We start from the raw sequence: 20,704 nt of genomic DNA, 5'->3' as shown, positions 1-20,704 counted from the left end.
TTCATCGCAGTCATTTTTGCTTGTTTTTACTGGAGGTCCAGCCGATGGCGATTTCAGTTGAAAAAAAAGTAGGCATCTTTTTTATCATAGGACTGATTCTGTTCGGCTTCATGCTGGAAGTGGGGGAGAAATGGAATCCCTTCGAAAAAAAGATCATGTACAAGACCTTTCTCACCAGCATAACCGGGCTCAAGGTGGGGGATCCCGTGCGCCTGGCAGGGGTGGACGTGGGGAAGATCGATAGGATCACCGTTCTTGAGGAAAAGGTCCAGATCGATTTTCAGGTGAAGCCTGGCACCAAGATCAAAACCGATTCGGTCGCCACTCTGCGCCTGACGAACCTTCTCGGAGGGCAGTTCCTCGGCATTTCCTTCGGGTCGCCTGGTGCACCGGTTCTCCCCCCGGGGGGGACGGTGCAAGGGCGGGACGTGGCCAATATCGACATTATCGTCGATAACGTCAGCGAGGTGGTCAAGGATGCCAAGGTGCTCATCACTCAGCTGAACGACAACCAAAACGAGGTCATGGGCAAGATCAGCGCCATTCTCGACGACAACCGCACCAACCTGAAGAGCTCCATTGCCAACATCAACAGCATCACCACCAAGCTCGACCGGGGAGATGGGGCGCTGGCCATGCTGCTCAACGACAAGCTGCTCTATGACAATTTTCGCGATGCCTCCGGCAGCCTGAAAAGCATTGCCTTCAAAATCGACAAGGGAGAAGGCACCATCGGCAAACTGGTCAACGATGACCTCCTGTACAGCGATGCCCGGTCTGCCATGGCAAGGATCAACGACAGCATGAAGGACGTCAAGGATATCGCCGCCAAGATCAACCGGGGCGAAGGGACCATGGGCAAGCTGGTCAACGACGAGGCCCTTTATAATGAGGTGCGGGATGCGTCAAAGAACATCAAGGAGATCACTCGCAAGATAAACGACGGGGAAGGCACACTGGGTAAACTGGTCAACGAAGACCAGCTGTACCGGGATACGACCGCCACCCTGAAAAAGGCGGAAAAGGCCATGGACGGGTTGGGGGACACCGGGCCGATCCAGGTTCTGGGGAGCGTCATCGGCACGCTTTTCTAAAAGAAATTGTTATCGGGCTAGTGAAAAATAAGTGAAAAATGGCGCGGTCAAAGCGCCATTTTTCTTGTGGGGGAGGGATTAATGGACGATGTTCTTTCCATTGCAGTGGGCACGGTAACAATGCGTCCCTATGTCTTTGCTTTCTTTGCCGCCTTTCTGGTGGCGGCGGTACCTCACCTGGGGTGGCGCAAGACGTTATATTTCGCGGCAGCAGGCTACGGCATGTCATTTCTTTCCGAGTTCTGCTCCATAAATACCGGCTTCCCCTATGGCTGGTACTACTATATCGAGGCCACCAAGGGAAAGGAGCTCTGGATTTCCGGTGTTCCCTTTTTCGATTCCCTCTCCTATGTATTCCTCGCCTACTGCAGCTATACCACCGCGCTGCTGGTTGTCTCCCCCATCAAAGCCTGCCGTGGGGACATCGTCACCCTGGAAACGCGCTCCATTCGCAAATCGTTCCCGGTATTGCTGCTGGGGTCGCTATTTCAGGTATTTCTCGACATAATCATCGATCCGGTTGCCTTGCAGGGGCACCGCTGGTTTCTGGGGAAGATTTACGGGTATCGGGAAGCTGGCTATCACTTCGGTGTCCCGTTTTCCAACTATGCGGGCTGGTTTCTCGTCAGCATGGTGATGATCTTCGCTCTGCAACGGATCGATGCCCGAACCGGGGCACCTGGCAAAAAACCGAAAGGTGCATGCGCTCTTCCCTTCCGGTCGCTTTATGGACCGGTGCTCTATCTGTCCGTTATCGTCTTCAACCTGACCATAACCTTCCTGATTGGCGAGCGGCTGATGGCCATGACCGGCATTTTCATCTTCACCCTGCCTATCGCTATTTCTGCCGTTCTGATTGCTCATAGGGCCAACCGCTATACGGACGAGGAATTGGCCGAGCATTTGGCCGACTATCCCCATATGGGCGGTTGTGGAGCAGAGGGAGGAGCTGTCTTGCATCGTGATGCATGATGCCTTTGTCTGCCGGCAACTCAGCAGCGGTTTCACTGGTGGAGGGAAGTGTCACGCCGGGAGCGGTGGCAACCGTGTCTGAAGCGGAGGCGAGAAATATATCATTTTCTGCTGCCGTTACCAGAGCCTCGACATTTTTTCCGTCTTCGGGGAAAGCAGCTATGCCGAGGGCGACACAGGCATCAGCTGTCAGGGTGCAATCCTGTTGAAGAAGGGATGGGGCGACCCTTGCCCTTATTCTTTCCCCCACCAGTCTCGACTCCTTTTTACCCGTATCGGGCAGCATGATACTGAAGGAACGTTCACCGCACCGGGCAACGACATCCATCTCCCGCAACATTCCTCCCAGCACATCGGCAACGGCTTTCATCGTCTTGTCCCCCGCATCTCGGGAACCAAGCACCTCAATATGGAGCAGAGCCAGATTCCTGTTCTGCCTTTTGCAGCGGCTGACCTCTTCCTGCATCCTTCTGAGCAGAAAACTGCGGTTATAAAGCCCTGTCAGCGGATCGACGACCATCGTCGATGGGCAGCATTTCCAGGTTGCCTTTGCCTTTGCGTGATGAACCACCCCCGCCACATGATCGGCAAAGGAGGAAAGGGTTTCAAGATCGTTCTCGTCGAAGGTATTACCGTTTTCCTTGTCGGCGATATTCAAGACGCCGATCACTTGCCGGTTGTAGCTGAAAGGGAGGGAGACGAAGGATTTGGTCCTGAAGCGGGACCGGTTCAACCTGGCCGTGCGCACATCGCTTTCGATATTGTCGATCATAAGGGGAGCAGCTCCTGCAGCCACTTTGCCGGCGATCCCCTCGCCGACTTTGACGGTGAAACTTTTTGCCAGATGGGAATTGATACCCCTCACCGCTTCGATATGCAGGTCTTCGCCGTTTTTGTCCATGACCATGAATGAGCCGCTGGCGGCGCCGACGAGCCCGGTGGCCGCATTGAGCAGGGTGTCGTAGAGCTCGTTGTGATCGTCGATCTTCAGCATGGAGCTGACCAGATCGAGCATCTTCTGGGACTGGCTCTTGGCCCTGAGCAGTTGCTCTGCCTGGAGCAGTTGCTGCAGCCGTGTCGCCACTCTGCTGCAGACAAGCTCAATCAGCGAAACGTCGCCTTCCGCCAGTTTCGTGTCCAGCAGGACTACCAGTCCGCTGTCATCTCCCTTAGCCAAAAACTGCAGGCAGGTGGCCATATCGGCATTCTGCTCCGGAAAAACCGAGGCGATTTCGCTTCCCAGAACAAATGTCTTACCCGTAGCCTCTCCGGGGAAAAGATTGTGGAGCCGGTGCGGCAGGATTTTGCAGGTCACGGCAGGGGGGGGCTCCCAGTCACTGGCAGGGAAGAGTTCACGGCAGGCATTACCGGTGAAAACGATCCCGAGACGGGGCAGGTCGAAAACGATGATCAGCGTGTCGAGGAAAAGAGAGATGACGGCAGCACTGGTGGTTATTTTGTCGATCTCTGCACAGATACCGGCCACTGCCGAAAGTTTATCCAGGACATTATTGGCGGGGGCTACCGCATTTTCGGTTGCTTCCTTGATAAGACGAAGGACCCGCTCTGCCGTCTCTTCCACATCTTTTTTCCCTGCCACAGGATATTTCTGGAGAAGTTCAAGCAATTCAACAGGGTCCCGCGATGTCATTGCCGCCAATGATTCGACCCCTCCCAGGTCCAGTACTTGATCCCTGACGCCGCTTCCGACCAGGCAGAAATGAGCTTCGTCAGGCAGCGAAAAGGGAGCGGCAAAGATAAACAGCCCTTCCGGAGAACGCAAGGTGGCCGGCCGGTTGCCGATACATGCAATGTCGAGGATCTCGTTGAAGATTGCGAGGGGGAGGCCTTCGGCGCAGGAGGACGCGCCAAGGCCGGTACACAGCTCCCAGCTGCCGAGGGTGTTTGGGACGGCACTCCTGTTCCTGAAGAGCAAGAGGTGGTAGCCCCGGAGAAATGAATGCCCCTCTAGGGCTGCCAAAAGGCTCGCTGGATCGGGCAAAGCGGCGCTTGTCGACGCCTCGTCCCTTGTGACTTGCGCACAGGGGAACATCAGGCGGTGCCTCCCACGGTGATTTCCGCTATGAGGAGGGTCGGTTGGGCATCGGAAACGGGAACTCCCTGCCCTTCCTTACCACAGGTGCCGATGCCGAAACCCAGGTCGGTGCCGACCATGGTGATCCTGTTGAGGACATCGGGACCGTTGCCGGTCAGTGTCGCTCCCCGGACCGGCTCACCGATCTCTCCATTCGAAATGAGGTACCCTTCCGAAACCTCGAAAACGAAGTCGCCGTTCACCGTATTGACTTGGCCTCCACCCATTTTTTTGACGAAGAGCCCTTCCCTGACGCTGCGGACAATCTCTTCAGGTGGGGTGGTGCCCGGCGCAATCAGGGTGTTGGTCATACGGGCAATGGGTTTCGTCTGATAGGACTCCCGCCTGCCGTTTCCCGTCGAACGGCAGCCGTCTTTCATGGCGGATAGCCGATCGTACATGTACCCCTTCAAAATGCCGTTTTCCACCAGCACTGACCGTTGGGCGGGGGTCCCTTCATCATCGAAGGGAAAGGAGCCGCGGGCATTGGCAATGGTTGCATCATCGATGACGGTAACCAGAGGGGATGCAACCTGGGTTCCCTTTTTCCCGGCGTAAACCGACATGCCCCCCTGGACCAGATCCGCCTCTAGGCCGTGGCCGATTGCTTCATGGACCATGGTCCCTCCCGCTTCGGAGGAAAGGACCACTGCCATGGTACCTCCCGGTGCTTTCCGCGCGCCCAGCATCATCAGGCTGCGCTTTGCCGCGGCCAGAGCGAGTTCTTCGGGGGGTTTCGTCCTGAGGAGTTCAAAGCCGTACACCCCGCCGACCGCCTCGTATCCAGTCTGGACCAGGGAGCCTTCAGCAGCCACCGCCTGAACCGTAAAAACGGTGCCGGTTCTGGCGGATTCGGTAAACTCGCCGCAGGAATTGACAATCTGGGTTCTGGCGGTGCCGTCGCGATACATGGCCGTTACCTGGCGTATCTTCCGGTCCAGGGCGCGTGCGGCCCGGTCTGCGGCGGAGACGGTGGCGATTTTCTCCCGCAGCGGAATGCCCTCCGGCGGGAGGAGGATCGGAAAGCCGGTGCCTACCCTCTTGCGCGTCAAGTCGATTGCCTGTTCGAACCGCTTTCCCTTTACGGCGCGACTTACCGTTTCGGCCAGTGCCAGAAGCGACTCTTCGCTAATCTCGTTGGTGTAGGCATATGCCGTTCTCAGGTCGGAAATGACCCGGATGCCTACCCCCCGGTCGGCTCCGGCTAGAACCCGCTCTATCTTCGCGTCTTCGCAGACGATGACCGTGGAGTTTCCTTCTTCGAAATAGATATCGGCGAACTCCCCCCCTCCGGAAAGGGCGCGGCGCAGTATGGCGGTGCAATCGAAACGATCAAACATGAGAGTACTCCCGGCAGTCTGGACGGTACTCAATGGACGAGGTGAAGTGTGGAGGCTCTACCTCGCAGAACGAGATTTCGGCACGAAGGGCGTGCAGGAGCTTTTCCAGTTCATTTTCCAGCCCGCAGGGCACGGCGATACGAATGACCCCCTTTTTACCATCCTCGGTGCTCAGGGTGGCGAGTCCTTCATAGGCTTCCAGGATGAACTTGAGATACACCAGGTCCTTGCTGTCCATCTGGAAATAGCGCACGAGGCATTCGGGCATGACCGCTCCTTCAGAAAAACTGCGATACGTTACCATCAGGGAGGATAAAAAACAATAGAAAGATTAAAGGAAGGTAACCAGGTTGACGCTGGGGGTCATTGCTGCAGGGCTACCGATCCGGCCCGGCCCGGCAATTCTCCCATGGCCAGAGCCGCTTCGGCTGCATGGGCGCCATATTCTGCAGCGGCTTCGGCCAGAGTAATGAAGCGGACCTGTTGGTCCTTCAGGCGTTGCAGAAGATTGACGAAGCGGTCAGCCAACACCCCTCCTTCCAGCTCTGCATGGATGGTGTGGACGTTTAGTCCCGGCTTGAGGCATGAAAGATAATGGTCATTGATGGTTTCGGCCGTTATGCCGTTCTCGCCGATCAATTCATCCATGGTGGCCCAGGTGGTGGGAATCTGCAATGTGGCAAAGCGCCTGTTGCCCCATACCGGATAGAATGGAGCGGTGCCGCGGGAATCGCTGCAGTAGGCGAGCTGCAAAGCATCCTGGATTTCCAGGGAATCGGCCGAAACGGTCCAGCCGGGCGCCGCGGTCGTTTTTGGGCGCTCGCCCATGATCTGCTCGTAGAGGGCGAAGGCCCTCCCCATCTCCATGGCCACGGTTTTTTTCGGCATCCACGGCAGCAGGTCGTGCCATTTTACATGGTCCCAGCAATGAATGCCGGTCTCGTGCCCCATTGCCGCTACTCGGCGCAGGATGTGGGGGAACGCCGAGGCGATCATCGGTGGCGGGAGTAGAGTCCCGTACAGCATCGTCTTAAGGCCATAGGCGGAGGGGGCGCCGGTGCGGAGCATCTTCTTCAGGAACCCTTTCCTGGTGAAGATGCGGCGGATCGCCTTGCCCGAATTATCCGGTCCCATGGAAAAATAAAAGGTGGCCCTGATCCCTGCCGACTCCATGATCTCCAGCAGTCGGGGAACGCCGTCACGGGTGCCCATATAGGTGTCAACATCCACTTTGAGGGCTATGGTCGATTGGCTCATGATAGTCGTCACTCCACTCGGTGCAGTGGTCAAAAAGGTTCCTGCAGCTATACCCGCACAAGCTACTGGATATATGCGGCATCTTTCAGTATTCCGATAAGTTTGTCCGTCAGGGGGGATGGGTTGCCTTTTGTCACCAGGATGACCGGCGAGCTTACCTTCGGTGTCTTCGGCACCTTGACGCCGGGGGCGATGAAGCCGCTGGGGGCTATGCCGATGGCGCCGGGGGTCTCCATGACAACCTTGCGGACTTCTTCAAAACTGCCGACAGAGCGAAACTTGGCTGCAATGGGGGCATCCTTGAGGATCCCTTTTATGAAGGCCTCATTCTCCGCTGCCGATGTCCCATCCCAGACAACAACAATTTCGCGGTCGGGCCCGCCCAACTGGTGCCAGTTCCTGGTTTTGCCGGTAAAAATCGATCTCAGCTGTTTCTGATTCAGCTGCTTGATCCTGTTGCCCTTGTGGAGGAAGATGACGGTACTGTTCTTGCCGACCGCCACCTGGTGCAGCGAAGCGGTCGGCACGACGACCCCTTTCTGTGCAGCATCATGGAGGAGATCCTTCAAGGAACCGGTAGCCATTACAGCATCGACCTTTGCTTCGTTCAATAGTGCAAGCTCTTCGCCCGGCTTGATCTGGATGATGGCAAGGGGGACCTTGGTCTCCTCCTCGAAGGTCTCTTTCACCGGCAGGAGAAATCCGCTGATGGTCGTATCGTCGCCGCCGACCTTCAAGGTGGCAGGAGCGGCACAGCCGCCTGCATAAAGGAGTATCGGCACGAGAGCCGCACGAAAATACCGCTTCATAACACCTTCCCTGATTTTTTTCACAGCAAAGGCCGCTTTCGATGAAAAGCGGCCGCAGGTGAGCAACATGCCGTTGGTATCTTACAGCAGGTTGTCTATCTTTTCCTTTTCCTCGACAAGATAGAACTCCAGGGTTTTACGCAGGGCATCGTCTATGGCGGTTGCAGGCTTCCAGCCCAATTTCGTTTCTGCATTCCTTACCGACGGTACTCTGGTCAGCATATCCTGGTATCCCTTGCCGTAAAAGGCATCGGAGGTCACCTCGATGATCTGGCATTTCTCGGCCCGCTCCCGGTATTCCGGATACTCCTTGACCATATCCCGCAGCTTCACGGCCAGCTCTTTGACCGAGAGATCATTGCCGGGATTGCCAATGTTGAAGATGCCACGTTCGGCGCAGCCGTTCTTGTTTTCGATGATGCGCATCAGGCAGTCGATGCCGTCCTCGATGAAGGTGAAGGAGCGGCGCTGGCTGCCGCCGTCCACAAGCTGGATCGGTTCCCCCGCCAGAATATTGTAGAGGAACTGGGTCAGTACCCGGGAACTCCCTTCCTTGGCGGTGCTGATGCTGTCCAGCTTCGGTCCGATCCAGTTAAAGGGGCGGAAGAGGGTATAGCGCAGGCCGTCGTGTTCGCCGTAGGCATAGATGACCCGGTCGAGCATCTGCTTTGCGCAGGAGTAGATCCAGCGCTCCTTGTTGATGGGACCGAGCATGAGGGGGGAGGTCTCTTCGTCGAATTCCCGGTCAGGACTCATGCCGTAGACCTCGGAGGTGGAGGGGAAGATGACCCTTTTTCCGTACTTGACGCATTGGCGGATGATTTTCAGGTTTTCCTCGAAATCCAGCTCGAAGACCCGCAGTGGATCCTTAACGTAGGTAACCGGGGTAGCGATGGCGACCAGTGGCAGGACCACGTCGCATTTCTTGATGTTGTACTCGATCCACTCCTTGTTGATGGTGATGTCCCCTTCCAGGAAATGGAAGCGCGGGTGGCCGATGGAGTGCTCGAGCTTGTTGTCGCTCATGTCCAGGCCGAAGACTTCCCAATCGGTGGTTTCGAGGATGCGGTGGGTGAGGGCGTTGCCGATAAAACCATTGACACCCAGAATTAAGACTTTCATTGCATCTGCTCCTTTTCCGGCACCGACAACGGGCCGTCTGCGGCCTTCTCGAAGCCGGTTGATTTTTTATTCAAACCTTTTGCCGGGCATAGTTGCGGTAAATTCGGCAGCGGTGGTTTCCATTTCACCACATACCTGCAAGCTCTTTATTGCCAGAAGTCCTGCGCCGGTACCTATCAGCAAAGGCTCGGTGGCGACCACTTCTCCAGGCTTGCCCTTACCTTCTACTGGCCATGCCTGCCAAATGATGACCTGCTTCCCCTCCAGATAGGTGAAGGCGCCCGGGTAGGGATGGGTAACGCCGCGGATCAGGTTGTAGATCTGCACAGCCGATTTGGTCCAGTCGATGAGGCCATCGGCCGGCTTCCGGCCGCCGCAGTAGTTGCCTGCCTTCAAGTCCATGGGGATGCGGGGCGCGGCTCCCGTTACCAGTAGGGGCCAGGCCCTGCGGATAACGGTGACCGCTGCTTCCGTGACCTTGTTGAAGACGTCGAAGGAGGTGTCGGTGAAGGATATGGCTACCTTTTCCTGATCAACGATATCGCCCGCATCGGGCTTTTCCACCATATAGTGAAGGGTGGCGCCTGTTTCTGTTTCGCCGTTGATCACCGCCCAGTTGACCGGCACCCGCCCTCGATAGCGGGGCAGGTAGCTGCCGTGCAGGTTGAGGGCGCCGCGCCGGGGAATTGCCAGCACGTTGGGCTTGATCATATTGCGGTAATAAAAGGAAAGGATGAAATCCGGGGCAATCTTCTCCACTACGGCAATGTTCTCCGGCAGGTTGATGTCGCTGGTCAGAAAGGGAATACCCTCTTTTTCCGCCAACTGCTGCACCGATCGGAACCAGATCTCCTCGGTGGGGGAGTCTTCGTGGGTGAAAATCATGGCGATCTTCGCCCCCTGGCGGATCAATTCCTCCAGGCAGCGATAGCCCACATTGTGATAAGCGCAGACGACGATGCTTTCTGAAGCGTGCACCTTATTCTCCCCCGAATCCATGGAGTTTTCTCACTACGTACCGGGGCCGCCTGCGCACTTCCTGGTAAATCCTCCCAACGTATTCCCCCACCAGTCCTATGCCGAAGATGATGATGCCGATGAAGAAAAAGAGGATGGCGAAGAGGGTGAAGACTCCTTCCACCTCGGCGCCGATGATGAAGCGCCTGACGAGGAGAAAGAGGGCAAAGGCCATGGAGGCGAGGGAGGTTAGAATGCCCATTAGGGCGAAGAGCTGCAGCGGGACTACCGAAAAGCCGGTCATCAGGTCGAAATTGAGGCGAACCAGCCGGTAAAGGGAGTATTTACTTTCCCCCTCTGCCCGTTCCGCATGGGCTACCTGGATTTCCGATGGATTGGCGGAGAAGGTCTGGGCCAGGGCCGGGATGAAGGTGGTGGTCTCCCGGCAGCGGTTGATGTTGTCGATGACGTTACGATGGTAGGCACGCAGCATGCAACCATAATCGCTCATCTGCATGCCGGTCATCCTGTTGGTGGTGATATTGACGATGCGCGAGGCCGCGCGACGGAACAGGGTGTCCTGTCGTTTCTGGCGGATAGTGCCGACCACATCGTGCCCCTTCTCGATCTCCGCCACCAGCCGGGGAATTTCCTCCGGCGGATTCTGCAGGTCTGCATCCAGGGTAATGACCATGTCGCCGCTGCTCTTTTCGAAGGCGGCAAGAATGGCCATGTGTTGGCCGAAATTGCCGTTGAACTCGATGACCCGCACCTCGGGGTAGGTTGCTGCCAGCTGCCGGAGAATGGCGAGGGAGTCGTCGCGGCTGCCGTCGTCGGTGAAGATGATCTCGAAGGGGTGTCCCAGCTGCTGCATGACCGGGTAAAGTCTGTTGATGAGCGGCGGGAGATTCGGCTCCTCGTTGTAGACGGGGATGACTACCGTAACATACGGTTTTTGCTGCATGACTTGTCCTTACCTACTTTCTGTTGCCGGCAATAACTGTTTTCACCGCTTCAACCACGTCCCGGGCATCGTCATCGCCCATTTTCGGGAAGAGCGGCAGTGAAAGGATGCGATCGGAGGCGTAATCGGCATTGGGGAGACTTGCCGCCTCCTGGGGCAGGTTCTCCCGGTACCAGGCATGATGGTGGATCGCCTTGTAGTGCAGGCCACTGCCGATGTTCAATTTCTTCAGCTCGTTCATGAACTGGTCCCGATCGATGCGCAGTTGTTCGATGCGCACCAGTGGCGTATAGAGATGCCAGGCATGGCGCTGTTCGTAAGGGGCATAGGCCGGCAGCGCCAGTTCGGGCACATCGGCAAAGGCGTGGTTGTAATATTCGGCGATGGCGGTGCGCCTGGCGATGAACTGGTCCAGTTTGGGAAGTTGGTGAATGCCGATGGCTGCCTGAATATCCATCATGTTGTATTTGTAGCCGGGGAGCATGATGTCGTAGTTGGGGGTGCCGCTTGCTGCAAAGCGTTTCCATGCCTCCCTGCTCATGCCGTGGAACTTGAGGAGTGATACTTCTTCCGCCAGGGATTCGTCCCGGGTGCAGACCATGCCCCCTTCTCCGGTGGTGATGTTCTTATTGGGGTGGAAGGAGAAGATGGAGATGGTCTCCAGAGAGCCGATCCGCTTGCCTTTGTATTCAGTGCCGGCGGCATGGGCTGCGTCCTCGATGATGGTGAGGCCGAATTCCCGGGCAAGGGCGAAGAGCGGGTCCATGTCACACGACTGTCCGGCAAAGTGCACCGGGATGATTGCACGGGTGCGGGGAGTTATTTTTTCTCTGATTTTCGAGATATCGAGATTGAGGGTGCCCGGTTCGATATCCACCAGCACCGGTTTGCCGCCGCAGAGGATAATCATGCTCACAGTGGAGGCGAAGGTCATGGGGGTGGTGATAATTTCATCCCCCGGCTGGATCTTCAGTGCCAAAAGGGTCAGGTGCAGGCCGGCTGTGGCTGAACTGAGGGGTACGGCGAAGGGGGACCCCACATATGCCTTGAATTCTTCCTCGAAGCGCTTCACCTTCGGGCCGGTCGTGATCCAGCCCGATTTGAGGGAATCGACTACTTCGGCGATCTCATCATCTCCGATGGTCGGGGTGGAAAAGGGTAAGAATTCTTGACGCACTTGTAACCTCCACTGCCGCTCTGCGGAACATGAAACTATTGCACAAAATGGCGCAGTATACCATCAGTTTTTATTGGTTGGTGATGAGGATTCGTCTTCCCTGTCTCCCCAGTTCTTTCATGGGAGTAGTGAGGACTTTTTTCAGGACTGGCAGCTCACGCTCCTGGATCAGGGCGAAAACGGGCCGTGGCGAATTCCACAACTCGACGAATCGCCTCAGGTCAATGAACCATGCTGACTGGTCTCCAAGGTTGCTGCCGAATTCCAGTTCTCCCCGGCCACCGACCACGACAACCCGCCGCCCGGCATAAAAGGGGAGCCCCTGTTCGTATTCGAAGGTGGCTACCACTGCATCCTTGCCGGCTTTTTCACGAACCAGCAGGGCGAGTTCCCGTGATGATTTTCGCTGGACGATCTTCGCATAGATGACCGGGGGGGCGAAGAGACCGAAAAGGTAGGCGAAGAGGGCCATACTGCAGAAAAGCACAACAGCTTGCTTCTTCAACACGGCAACCAGGGGGGGGATTCCCAGGCCGAGCAGGCAGAGACCGATGATAATGCTTCCCTGGACCGGTATCTGCGGTTTTGGCGCCACAAAGGGATAGAACAACCCGGCGATGCCGAGCAGCGTCAACAGTATACCGGCTGCGATAGCATTAGCTTTCAGCGACTTGATTCCCTGCTCCAACGCCGAAACGAAGGCACAGCCGATCAGGACGGCCAGAGGCAGATAGACGGGCAGGATGTAGGGAACTAGCTTTGAATTGGACTTGGAGAAAAAGGCGAAGATGATCAGGACCCAGAGGACGAGGAAGAGCCGGGCATCGGCGCCGACGGCCTTTCTTTGCTTCCAGGCATTGCCGACGGCGGCAGGGATGAAGAGAGACCAGGGGAGCATGCAGCCCAGAAGCACGGGGGCATAGAACCAGAACGGCTTGTAGCGGCCGTGCACCTTGGTCAGGAATCGCTCGAAGTGCTCATGGATGAAGAAAAAACGGGCAAATTCCGGGTTTTTTGCCGATACGGCGACGAACCAGGGGGCGGCGACGAAGAGAAAGAGCAGAATGCCCGTGGGGAGGCGCATCTCTTTAAGAAGCGACCAGCGGCGGGTAATGAGCAGGTAGCAGAAAACGATGGCGCCGGGCAGGACGATGCCGATCAGCCCCTTGGCCAGCACCGCCAGGGCGGCGAAAATATAGAACAGGTAGTAGTAACGCCCTTTTTTCTTTTCATTGTCTTGTATGGCGATGGCAAAAAATGCCAGTGCAGCCGTCAGACAGATGGTCAGCGTCGTGTCGGTTATGTTGGTGCGGCTCTGAATGAGGAATCCGGCCGAGGTCCCGAGAACGAGGGCGCCATAGAGCCCTTCCCGGCGGCCAAATAGCTTCCTACCCAGGAAGTAGGTGAGCATGATGCCCAGGATTCCCCAGAGGACGCCGCTGAAACGCCCGGCGAACTCGGTAAGGCCGAAGATCTTGATGGAGAGCGCATTTATCCAGTAGTGGAGGGGCGGCTTTTCGAAATATTTAACGTAATTGAGGGTGGGGGTAATGAAGTCCCCCCGTTCCAGCATTTCTCTCGGAATTTCCATGTATCGTCCCTCGTCGGTCTCCAGCAGGGGGAGCCGGCCGAGGGATTGGAAAAAAGAGAAGCCAAATACGACCAGGAGCAATCCCAGATCGCGGGAGGAGCTTCCGTCCTTGCTGCGGAAGAACTCTATCAGGCGTTGCATCTACACTGTCCTTTTATTGGATTATTGTGTCGCAAGGAATTTCGCACGTCTGACCAGATCGTATCTTTCCGCATTGAAGGGCACTCTTAGGACAATGCGCTGGTTAGGATTGGCGGCCGGCACCGATTGGCCTTCTTCGGTTATGATCTCGCCGATTTTGTGAAAACCGGAGGAAAGGGCCGGGCCGATAAATTCGAGGGTGTCTCCCACCGTGATCCGGTTGCGTACTTCCAGAACGATTGTGCCGTCCGGAAGTACGTCCTGGACGATGGCGACGAATTCGTGGTTCCTTATATAGCTGGAATGGTACTGGTGGTCAACATCTTTCGGGTGCCCGAGGAAAAAGCCGGTGGTGTAGCCCCGGTGGCTGATCTTGCACAACTCCTCCAGCCATATTTCTTCGCATCCGTACCTTTCAGGATGGGCGAAGAGCGTGTCGAGGGCGTACCGGTAGACCCTCAGCACCGAAGCCACGTAATAAATCCCCTTCATCCTCCCTTCGATCTTCAGGGAATCGATGCCGGCATTGACTAACTGGGGCAGGTATTGCAGCAGGCAGAGGTCCTTTGAATTGAAGATGAAGGTGCCGTTATCGTCTTCGAAAACAGGGAAATATTCCCCCGGCCTTGTCTCCTCGACGATGGCGTAATTCCACCGGCAGGGCTGGGTGCATTCCCCCTTGTTGGCGTTTCTGCCGCTCATGACGCTGGACAGTAGGCAGCGCCCCGAGTAGCTGATGCACATGGCCCCGTGAACGAATGCTTCCAGCTCCAGGGTTGTCCTTTGCCGTACCTCTTCCATTTCCGTCAGGGACATTTCCCGTGCCAGGTTGACCCGCCGTATGTCCTGCTTCTGCCAAAAAAGGGCACTTTTCCAGTTTGTGGTGTTGGCCTGGGTGGAAAGGTGGATGTCTCGATGGGGCGAAACTTCGCGGATAGTCTCGATAACTCCCGGATCGGCAGCGATGTAAGCATCGAAGGGAATCAGGGCCATTTCTTGCAGGTACTGGGTCAGCGCTACCAGTTCGTCGTTGTCCGGATAGGCATTAACCGTGAGATATACCTTGACGCCATGTTCATGGGCATAGGCGACCGCCCCGGCAAGCTCGGCGGTGGTGAAATTGTCAGCCAGGTTGCGCAGGCCGAAGCTTTTCCCTCCCAGATAAACGGCATCGGCGCCGTAATGGACGGCGATGCGCAGCTTCTCCATGTTTCCGGCAGGAGCAAGCAGTTCGGGTTTCTTCATCGTGTACCTCTGGATCTTTGTTTTACGATTTGCGGCTGCGATGGTAGCACAAACCGCTTGGTTGTCCTATCTCAAACCGTGCTTTCTCCTTGACAAAAAACGCGAAAAGGCTTTAATTATGTTAATTTTTCGTTAAGGAGTTGGCATGCGGGCCTGGAGAGCGGCTGTCGGCGCGATGTTCTTCGCACTCCTTGCAGGGTGCGGCAGTAACGATCTCGTCGTCAAAAAGCAGATGGAGATGGAAGCGAAACTGGAGCAGTTGGCACAGGCGAATGCCTCCGCCAATACACGTCTTACGACCTTGACCACCGAGGTGAAGGAACTGCAGAACCGACTGACTGCAACGGCTGCGGATATGGATGCAATGAAGCCTGGCATGGCCGAGTTGAAGGCTTCCATTGAGTCGATAGACGCCATGGTTACGGACCTGAACCGGCCGAAGACATCCAAGATCGAAGTGGTGAACCGGGAGGCGGCTGCGGCCGAGGGGAATCCCGCCCATCAGGATGCATACGTGAAGGCCTTCGGGCTTTTCAGCGCCAACAATTATAATGCGGCCATAGATGCCTTCGAAGCGTTTATGAAAGCCTACCCCGACAGTGAATACGTGGGCAATGCCATGTACTGGGTGGGTGAATGCTACTATACCCAGCACAATTACAACGAGGCGCTCGAAGCGTTTTCCAAGGTCACCACCACCTTTCCCAATGGCAACAAGGTTCCCGATGCCATGCTCAAGATCGGCTACACGTTGATGGGTATGAATGAGCCGGCCAAGGCAAAGGAATCGTTGCAGGCCCTGGTGGAAAAATATCCGAAAAGTCAAGCTGCCGCAAAGGCCAGAGAGAAATTGGTACGTCTTTCAAAGTGAGGTGATCTATGAAGAAGATCCTTTATGCCGCATTCCTCCTCCTTGCCCTCTATTTGCCAAGCCTGGCAATTGCCCAGGATGAAGAGCCGACCATTTATGTGATCAAGAAGGGTGACACCCTCTGGGGCTTGTCTGAACGATTCATCCGCGATCCCTTTTACTGGCCGAACCTTTGGGAGCGCAACCAGGTTATCACCAATCCCCACTTCGTCTTTCCGGGCCAGCGGGTGAAGATCTATCCGGATCGGATCGAGGTTGAGAAGCCCGCGGAAAAGGTCGCCGAGCCCAAGCAACCACAACCGGTGGAGAAGAAGGAAGAACCTGTGCCGGCCAAAACTTTTGCCGTAACAGGAGGCGAAGGTTTCCTCATGGAGAAGGCCCAGACCCCTGCAGGTTTCATTGTCTCCACTTACCAGAACCGGCAGATGGTGGGAGAGGATGATGTGGTCTATACGGACATCGGCAGGAGAAACGGCGTCGAAGTGGGTAGCCGGTTCTCCGTCTTTAAAAGGGTCGGACCCATCACCCATCCCATCAGCAACGTCGTTCTTGGCGACAAAGTGGTGCCTTTGGGGACCCTGCAGCTTTCCGAACTTGAGGAGAAGGTTTCGAAGGCCATAATCACCAAGTCTTTCCAGGAAATAGGCGCAGGGGCTTTCCTTACGCCCTACCGCCCCGCCAGGAAGGAAGTGGCCCTGAAAGCCGCAGACAAGGAACTGACGGGCTATATCGTCGAGACGAAAATGGGCAACAACGCCGTTGCAGCCGGCGATGTGGTTTACCTGGATCTTGGCAAAACCCAGGGGGCAGAGGCGGGCAACCTGCTTTACATCGTCAGGGATGTGGTTCCAGACCAGAAGTACGCCCTGGATAAGATCGACAAGCTGCCGGTGGAGGTGATCGGCGCCCTGGTTGTCGTCGAAACCGGTGAAACTACCTCCACTGCCCTCATTGTCAAGAGCATCGAAGCCATCTATCGCGGTGATCGGGTCGAGCTGAAGAAGAACTGACATCGCCACCATTCGCAAGGGGGACTGACACCGGGTGTCGGTCCTTTTTTTTCTCCTATGGATCATTATTACTGGTTTGCCCTCAAATCCGTTCCGGGCGTGGGCAACGTCACCTTCCGCAGGCTCCTGGAGACGTTCGAGACTCCGGAGCGCGTGCTCAAGGCTTCATCTGAAGAGCTGGGGCGGGTCAGGGGGATTTCTCCCTCCCTGGCAGCGTCCATTGCTGCCCATGATTACCGGCGTATTGCCGATCTGGAGTGCGTAGCGGTGGCGAAGAACGGCGCCCGCATCGTTGACTTCATGGCAGCGGATTACCCGAAGATCCTGCTGCAGATCAGCGATCCGCCCCCCTACCTGTATGTGAAAGGGCACCTGCTTGGTGCGGAGACTTCCCTTGCCATTGTCGGCTCCCGTCGTGCCTCCACCTATGGGTTGATGACCACGGAGCGGCTCGCCGGCGAGCTGGCGCAGAATGGCGTTACAGTGGTCTCGGGGATGGCCAGGGGGGTGGATACGGCTGCCCACAGGGGGGCGTTGAAAGCCGGAGGTCGGAGCATCGGCGTCCTCGGCTGCGGCATCGATCTGGTCTATCCGCCGGAAAACCGCCCCCTCTTCAGGGAGATGGAAGAAAAGGGAGCGCTTATCTCCGAATTTCCAATGGGCACCACCCCCCTGCCGGAGAACTTTCCCCGCCGCAACCGCATCATCAGCGGCCTCTCCAAGGGAGTGCTGGTGGTGGAGGCGGTGCAGAACAGCGGGTCATTGATTACCGCACGTTGTGCCCTAGATCAGGGGCGGGAAATTTTCGCCATTCCTGGTAATATCAACAGTAGTAATTCACGGGGGACGAACCTGCTGATCAAGCAGGGGGCGAAACTGGTGGAAGAGGTGGGGGATATTCTGGAGGAGCTGCACCTGCCGAAGACAATCGCTGGTGAGGCGCCTGCCGGTGACAGCTTCAGCCTCACCCCCCAGGAGGCAGGAATCTTCACCCTGCTGGCCGAAGCGCCGCTGCACATGGATGAAATCATCTTCAGAAGTGAATTGACAGTGTCCGACCTTTCGGCTATTTTACTCCGCCTGGAGCTGAAGGGGGCTGTGGTGCAGCTTCCCGGCAAATATTTCTGCATATCAAAATAATTATCGGTGAAATACTATGTCCCAACACCTTGTCATCGTCGAATCTCCGGCCAAGGCCAAAACCATCGAGAAATTCCTCGGTCCCGATTATAAAGTGCTGGCCTCCTTCGGCCATGTGCGTGCCCTGCCCAGCAAGCAGGGGTCGGTCGATATCGAACACGATTTCGAGCCGAAGTATGCCGTTCTTCCCGAGAGCAAGAAGCACATCGACGCCATCAAGAAAGAGCTCAAGCAGTCGGATGTGCTGCTTTTGGCTACAGACCCCGACCGGGAGGGAGAGGCCATTTCCTGGCACCTGCTGGCGGCGCTGGGGCTGGACAAGAAGCCCGCGATCGACGTCAAGCGGGTCGTCTTCCATGAGATAACTAAGGGGGCCATCGTCAATGCGGTGGAGAACCCCCGGAGCATCTCCCACGAGCTGGTGGACGCCCAGCAGGCCCGCTCGGTGCTGGACTACCTGGTCGGCTTCAACCTCTCCCCCTTTCTTTGGAAGAAGATCCGCTATGGCCTTTCCGCCGGACGGGTCCAGTCGGTGGCGCTGCGCCTGATCTGCGAGCGGGAGAAGGAAATTCAAGCATTTATCGAGCAGGAATACTGGACGATCGGTGCCGACCTGTCCACCTCGGGCAAGCAGCGCTTCACCGCCAACCTGGTGGAGGCGGACGGCAAGAAGCTGGGGAAATTCGACATCCCGAATAAAGATGCTGCCGCCAGCTTGATCGGTATACTCGGCAAAGCCAGTTACGCCGTGGAGAAGGTTACCAAAAGCGAACGCAAGCGCCAGCCTTCTCCCCCATTCACCACCTCCACCCTGCAGCAGGAAGCGGCACGCAAACTGGGTTTTTCCGCGAAAAAGACCATGTCCATCGCCCAGAAGCTGTACGAGGGGATCGACATCGGCGAGGGGACCGTCGGTCTTATCACCTACATGCGTACGGACAGCGTCGTTCTCTCCCAGCAGGCACTGGACGAGGCCCATCAGGTCATCACCAGTCTCTACGGCAAGGAGTATGCCCTTGCCAAGCCACGGGTCTTCAAAAACAAAGCGAAGAATGCCCAGGAGGCCCACGAGGCGATCCGTCCCACCTACATCAGTAAAACGCCGGTGGAGCTGAAAAAGTTTCTTTCGTCGGACCAGTTCAAGCTCTACGACTTGATCTGGAAACGGGCCGTTGCCTGTCAGATGGCGGAAGCCCTGCTAGATCAGACCTCGGTGGACATCGGCGCCGGTAAAGGCTATAAATTCAGGGTCGCCGGAACGGTGATCCGCTTCCCCGGCTTTATGAAGCTCTATATCGAGGGGGTGGACGACGAGGCAGAGGAGAAGGAAGGGGTGCTACCGCCGCTGAACGAGGGGGATGCCTTGCAGCTCAACGAACTACTGCCAGAGCAGCATTTCACCCAGCCACCGCCGCGCTATACGGAGGCGACCCTGGTCAAGACACTGGAGGAATACGGCATCGGCCGGCCATCCACCTATGCCAGCATCATGAATACCCTGGTGGAGCGCAAATATGCCCGCCTGGACAAGAAGCGCTTCTTTCCCGAGGATGTGGGAATGGTGGTCAGCGACCTCTTGGTCAACCACTTCACCAAGTACGTGGATTACAACTTCACCGCATCCCTGGAAGAGGAACTGGACCAGGTTTCCCGGGGGGAGAAGAAATGGAAACCGCTCCTCCACGAGTTCTGGCAGCCGTTTCACAATCTTCTCAAGCAGAAGGAGGGGGAGGTCAACAAGTCGGATCTGACCACCGAGGCCACCAACGAGATCTGCCCCGAATGCGGCAAACCGCTGGTGGTGAAGCTGGGCAAGTTCGGCAAATTCTTTGCCTGCTCGGGCTATCCCGAGTGCAAGTACATCCGCCCCCTGGACAAGGACAAGAAAGAGCCGGTCGAGCCGGTCTTCTCCGAGGAGAACTGCGAGAAGTGCGGCAGCAGGATGCTGATCAAGGAGGGGCGTTTCGGCAAATACCTGGCCTGCTCCGCCTATCCCGCCTGCAAGAACATGCAGCCGCTGGTAAAACCGAAGAGCACCGGCATCAAGTGCGTCGAATGCGGCGAGGGGGAGCTGACCGAGAAGAAATCCCGCTATGGTAAGATGTTTTATTCCTGCAACCGCTACCCCCAGTGCAAATTCGCCCTCTGGGACCTGCCGGTTGAAAAACCCTGCCCCAAGTGCGGCTTTCCCCTGCTGGTGAAGAAGGTCTACAAGCGGGAAGGGGAGTTCCTCAAGTGCCCCAAAGAGGGGTGCGATTACAAGGAGGGGGGCAAGGAAAAGTAGCCCCTGCACCGACTGAGCGAGCAGGCGAAGGAGCGATCATTCGCTTTTTTATATAGAGTATCTGCCATCCGGTTTGCTGCTTCAGCTGCAAAAACGCAGTTATTTCGGAGATAATCTAGTTAAGATAACGATCGTACCGCCGCTTCCCCGGTCCGCCATAGGGCTGCATCTTTTGCCTGATGGGATCTTCTCCTATGCAGGCCCAGCCCGATGATCTCTCGAAGGCCACTATCTGGTTCAGCTCTATCAGCCGGCCGACTACCGAGGTCGGCACCGATGCAACGACTCCATCCGCATATATGACCCGTATCTTCACGGCGATTTCCTCCCCTGTAACTGTTTTGGCGTCACCATGAGCCGCTACCCCACATAGTTGTCGTAGTCGGTCTCCCGCTTCTTCGATCCGCCATAGGATGCGCTCTGGTAATCCTTCCGCAGCGGTCCCTGCTCGATCAAGACCCATCCGCTGGATCTCTGGAAGGCATGGATTTCTTTCCTGGCAATCCGGTATTCCAGCGAGCGGGCGGGCACCGTCCCTATGCTGCCGTCGTTGTAAATGACCCTGATGTCCACGATAACCCCACCTCCGTATTGGGATGGAACTCAAGTAAAAAGTATACCCCATAATGGCGGCA

At 56.6% G+C, this 20,704-nt stretch carries 18 protein-coding genes and 1 pseudogene; 6 read left to right on the top strand and 13 right to left on the bottom strand.

Going from position 1 to position 20,704, the window contains the following annotated elements; genetic code table 11:
* Positions 1–44: 44 nt before the first annotated feature.
* Together ML541_RS02970 and ML541_RS02965 are read left to right on the top strand one after the other, a co-directional pair.
* Positions 45–1,094 (top strand): MlaD family protein, encoded by a 1,050-nt coding sequence (locus ML541_RS02970; RefSeq protein WP_243370616.1) that lies wholly within the window; start codon positions 45–47, stop codon positions 1,092–1,094.
* Between the two features lie 81 nt (positions 1,095–1,175).
* Positions 1,176–2,066 (top strand): carotenoid biosynthesis protein, encoded by an 891-nt coding sequence (locus tag ML541_RS02965; protein WP_243370612.1) that lies wholly within the window; start codon positions 1,176–1,178, stop codon positions 2,064–2,066.
* Between the two features lie 94 nt (positions 2,067–2,160).
* Here ML541_RS02965 and ML541_RS02960 read toward each other — a convergent pair.
* From ML541_RS02960 to ML541_RS02910, 11 genes and pseudogenes are all read right to left on the bottom strand, one after another.
* A pseudogene (locus ML541_RS02960) lies at positions 2,161–3,060 on the bottom strand (sensor domain-containing diguanylate cyclase); the annotation flags it as partial.
* A 1,058-nt stretch (positions 3,061–4,118) separates the two neighbouring features.
* The gene (locus ML541_RS02955; protein ID WP_243370609.1) at positions 4,119–5,501 is read right to left on the bottom strand and encodes a TldD/PmbA family protein; all 1,383 of its coding nucleotides are present in this window, start codon (positions 5,499–5,501) and stop codon (positions 4,119–4,121) included.
* On the bottom strand, positions 5,494–5,769 hold the full coding sequence (locus ML541_RS02950) for a DUF4911 domain-containing protein (RefSeq protein WP_243370606.1): 276 nt from the start codon (positions 5,767–5,769) through the stop codon (positions 5,494–5,496). The genes ML541_RS02955 and ML541_RS02950 overlap by 8 nt, the downstream gene beginning before the upstream one ends.
* A 95-nt stretch (positions 5,770–5,864) precedes the next feature.
* Positions 5,865–6,758 carry a polysaccharide deacetylase family protein gene (locus tag ML541_RS02945; RefSeq protein ID WP_243371122.1) on the bottom strand — a complete coding sequence of 298 codons (894 nt, stop codon included), beginning with the start codon at positions 6,756–6,758 and terminating at the stop codon, positions 5,865–5,867.
* Positions 6,759–6,820: 62 nt separating this feature from the next.
* A complete protein-coding gene (locus tag ML541_RS02940) occupies positions 6,821–7,567 on the bottom strand; it encodes a substrate-binding domain-containing protein (protein WP_243370603.1) in 747 nt (248 codons plus the stop codon).
* An 81-nt stretch (positions 7,568–7,648) separates the two neighbouring features.
* Positions 7,649–8,689 (bottom strand): bifunctional UDP-4-keto-pentose/UDP-xylose synthase, encoded by a 1,041-nt coding sequence (locus ML541_RS02935; RefSeq protein WP_243370601.1) that lies wholly within the window; start codon positions 8,687–8,689, stop codon positions 7,649–7,651.
* Between the two features lie 66 nt (positions 8,690–8,755).
* Positions 8,756–9,688 (bottom strand): formyltransferase, encoded by a 933-nt coding sequence (locus tag ML541_RS02930; RefSeq protein WP_279342326.1) that lies wholly within the window; start codon positions 9,686–9,688, stop codon positions 8,756–8,758.
* Positions 9,669–10,610 carry a glycosyltransferase gene (locus ML541_RS02925; protein ID WP_243370596.1) on the bottom strand — a complete coding sequence of 314 codons (942 nt, stop codon included), beginning with the start codon at positions 10,608–10,610 and terminating at the stop codon, positions 9,669–9,671. Before ML541_RS02925 ends, ML541_RS02930 begins: the two co-directional genes overlap by 20 nt.
* A gap of 13 nt (positions 10,611–10,623) precedes the next feature.
* A complete protein-coding gene (locus tag ML541_RS02920; protein WP_243370593.1) occupies positions 10,624–11,787 on the bottom strand; it encodes an aminotransferase class I/II-fold pyridoxal phosphate-dependent enzyme in 1,164 nt (387 codons plus the stop codon).
* A 70-nt stretch (positions 11,788–11,857) separates the two neighbouring features.
* Entirely contained in the window at positions 11,858–13,519 is a 1,662-nt protein-coding gene (locus ML541_RS02915) for a glycosyltransferase family 39 protein (RefSeq protein ID WP_243370591.1), read from the bottom strand.
* A 21-nt stretch (positions 13,520–13,540) separates the two neighbouring features.
* Entirely contained in the window at positions 13,541–14,764 is a 1,224-nt protein-coding gene (locus ML541_RS02910; RefSeq protein ID WP_243370588.1) for a U32 family peptidase, read from the bottom strand.
* Between the two features lie 145 nt (positions 14,765–14,909).
* Here ML541_RS02910 and ybgF point away from each other — a divergent pair, with 145 nt between their 5' ends.
* The 4 genes from ybgF to topA are packed head-to-tail and all read left to right on the top strand — an operon-like array spanning position 14,910 to position 20,069.
* A complete protein-coding gene (gene ybgF, locus ML541_RS02905) occupies positions 14,910–15,635 on the top strand; it encodes a tol-pal system protein YbgF (RefSeq protein WP_243370586.1) in 726 nt (241 codons plus the stop codon).
* An 8-nt stretch (positions 15,636–15,643) separates the two neighbouring features.
* Positions 15,644–16,645 (top strand): LysM domain-containing protein, encoded by a 1,002-nt coding sequence (locus tag ML541_RS02900; RefSeq protein WP_243370583.1) that lies wholly within the window; start codon positions 15,644–15,646, stop codon positions 16,643–16,645.
* Between the two features lie 57 nt (positions 16,646–16,702).
* A complete protein-coding gene (gene dprA, locus ML541_RS02895) occupies positions 16,703–17,785 on the top strand; it encodes a DNA-processing protein DprA (RefSeq protein WP_243370581.1) in 1,083 nt (360 codons plus the stop codon).
* A gap of 16 nt (positions 17,786–17,801) precedes the next feature.
* Positions 17,802–20,069 carry a type I DNA topoisomerase gene (gene topA / locus ML541_RS02890; protein WP_243370579.1) on the top strand — a complete coding sequence of 756 codons (2,268 nt, stop codon included), beginning with the start codon at positions 17,802–17,804 and terminating at the stop codon, positions 20,067–20,069.
* Positions 20,070–20,184: 115 nt separating this feature from the next.
* On the opposite strand, the gene ML541_RS02885 is transcribed toward topA, so the two are convergent.
* Together ML541_RS02885 and ML541_RS02880 are read right to left on the bottom strand one after the other, a co-directional pair.
* Positions 20,185–20,385 (bottom strand): GSU3473 family protein, encoded by a 201-nt coding sequence (locus ML541_RS02885; RefSeq protein ID WP_243370577.1) that lies wholly within the window; start codon positions 20,383–20,385, stop codon positions 20,185–20,187.
* A 44-nt stretch (positions 20,386–20,429) separates the two neighbouring features.
* Positions 20,430–20,642 carry a GSU3473 family protein gene (locus ML541_RS02880; RefSeq protein ID WP_243370575.1) on the bottom strand — a complete coding sequence of 71 codons (213 nt, stop codon included), beginning with the start codon at positions 20,640–20,642 and terminating at the stop codon, positions 20,430–20,432.
* Between the last annotated feature and the right edge of the window lie 62 nt (positions 20,643–20,704).

It is taken from the genome of Geotalea sp. SG265, from assembly GCF_022808985.1.
Lineage (GTDB): Bacteria > Desulfobacterota > Desulfuromonadia > Geobacterales > Geobacteraceae > Geotalea.
Note: the sequence above shows the minus strand (reverse complement) of the source record. Positions and strands in the feature narration are given on the sequence as shown.

Bases quoted from the DNA above. Each gene is read 5' to 3' on its own strand.
- ML541_RS02970 (WP_243370616.1), top strand. From the start codon at position 45: ATGGCGATTTCAGTTGAAAAAAAAGTAGGCATCTTTTTTATCATAGGA.
- dprA (WP_243370581.1), top strand. From the start codon at position 16,703: ATGGATCATTATTACTGGTTTGCCCTCAAATCCGTTCCGGGCGTGGGC.
- ML541_RS02910 (WP_243370588.1), bottom strand. From the start codon at position 14,764: ATGAAGAAACCCGAACTGCTTGCTCCTGCCGGAAACATGGAGAAGCTG.
- ML541_RS02925 (WP_243370596.1), bottom strand. From the start codon at position 10,610: ATGCAGCAAAAACCGTATGTTACGGTAGTCATCCCCGTCTACAACGAG.
- ML541_RS02915 (WP_243370591.1), bottom strand. From the start codon at position 13,519: ATGCAACGCCTGATAGAGTTCTTCCGCAGCAAGGACGGAAGCTCCTCC.
- ML541_RS02935 (WP_243370601.1), bottom strand. From the start codon at position 8,689: ATGAAAGTCTTAATTCTGGGTGTCAATGGTTTTATCGGCAACGCCCTC.
- ybgF (WP_243370586.1), top strand. From the start codon at position 14,910: ATGCGGGCCTGGAGAGCGGCTGTCGGCGCGATGTTCTTCGCACTCCTT.
- ML541_RS02955 (WP_243370609.1), bottom strand. From the start codon at position 5,501: ATGTTTGATCGTTTCGATTGCACCGCCATACTGCGCCGCGCCCTTTCC.
- ML541_RS02965 (WP_243370612.1), top strand. From the start codon at position 1,176: ATGGACGATGTTCTTTCCATTGCAGTGGGCACGGTAACAATGCGTCCC.
- ML541_RS02940 (WP_243370603.1), bottom strand. From the start codon at position 7,567: ATGAAGCGGTATTTTCGTGCGGCTCTCGTGCCGATACTCCTTTATGCA.
- ML541_RS02930 (WP_279342326.1), bottom strand. From the start codon at position 9,688: ATGGATTCGGGGGAGAATAAGGTGCACGCTTCAGAAAGCATCGTCGTC.
- ML541_RS02945 (WP_243371122.1), bottom strand. From the start codon at position 6,758: ATGAGCCAATCGACCATAGCCCTCAAAGTGGATGTTGACACCTATATG.
- ML541_RS02900 (WP_243370583.1), top strand. From the start codon at position 15,644: ATGAAGAAGATCCTTTATGCCGCATTCCTCCTCCTTGCCCTCTATTTG.
- topA (WP_243370579.1), top strand. From the start codon at position 17,802: ATGTCCCAACACCTTGTCATCGTCGAATCTCCGGCCAAGGCCAAAACC.
- ML541_RS02950 (WP_243370606.1), bottom strand. From the start codon at position 5,769: ATGCCCGAATGCCTCGTGCGCTATTTCCAGATGGACAGCAAGGACCTG.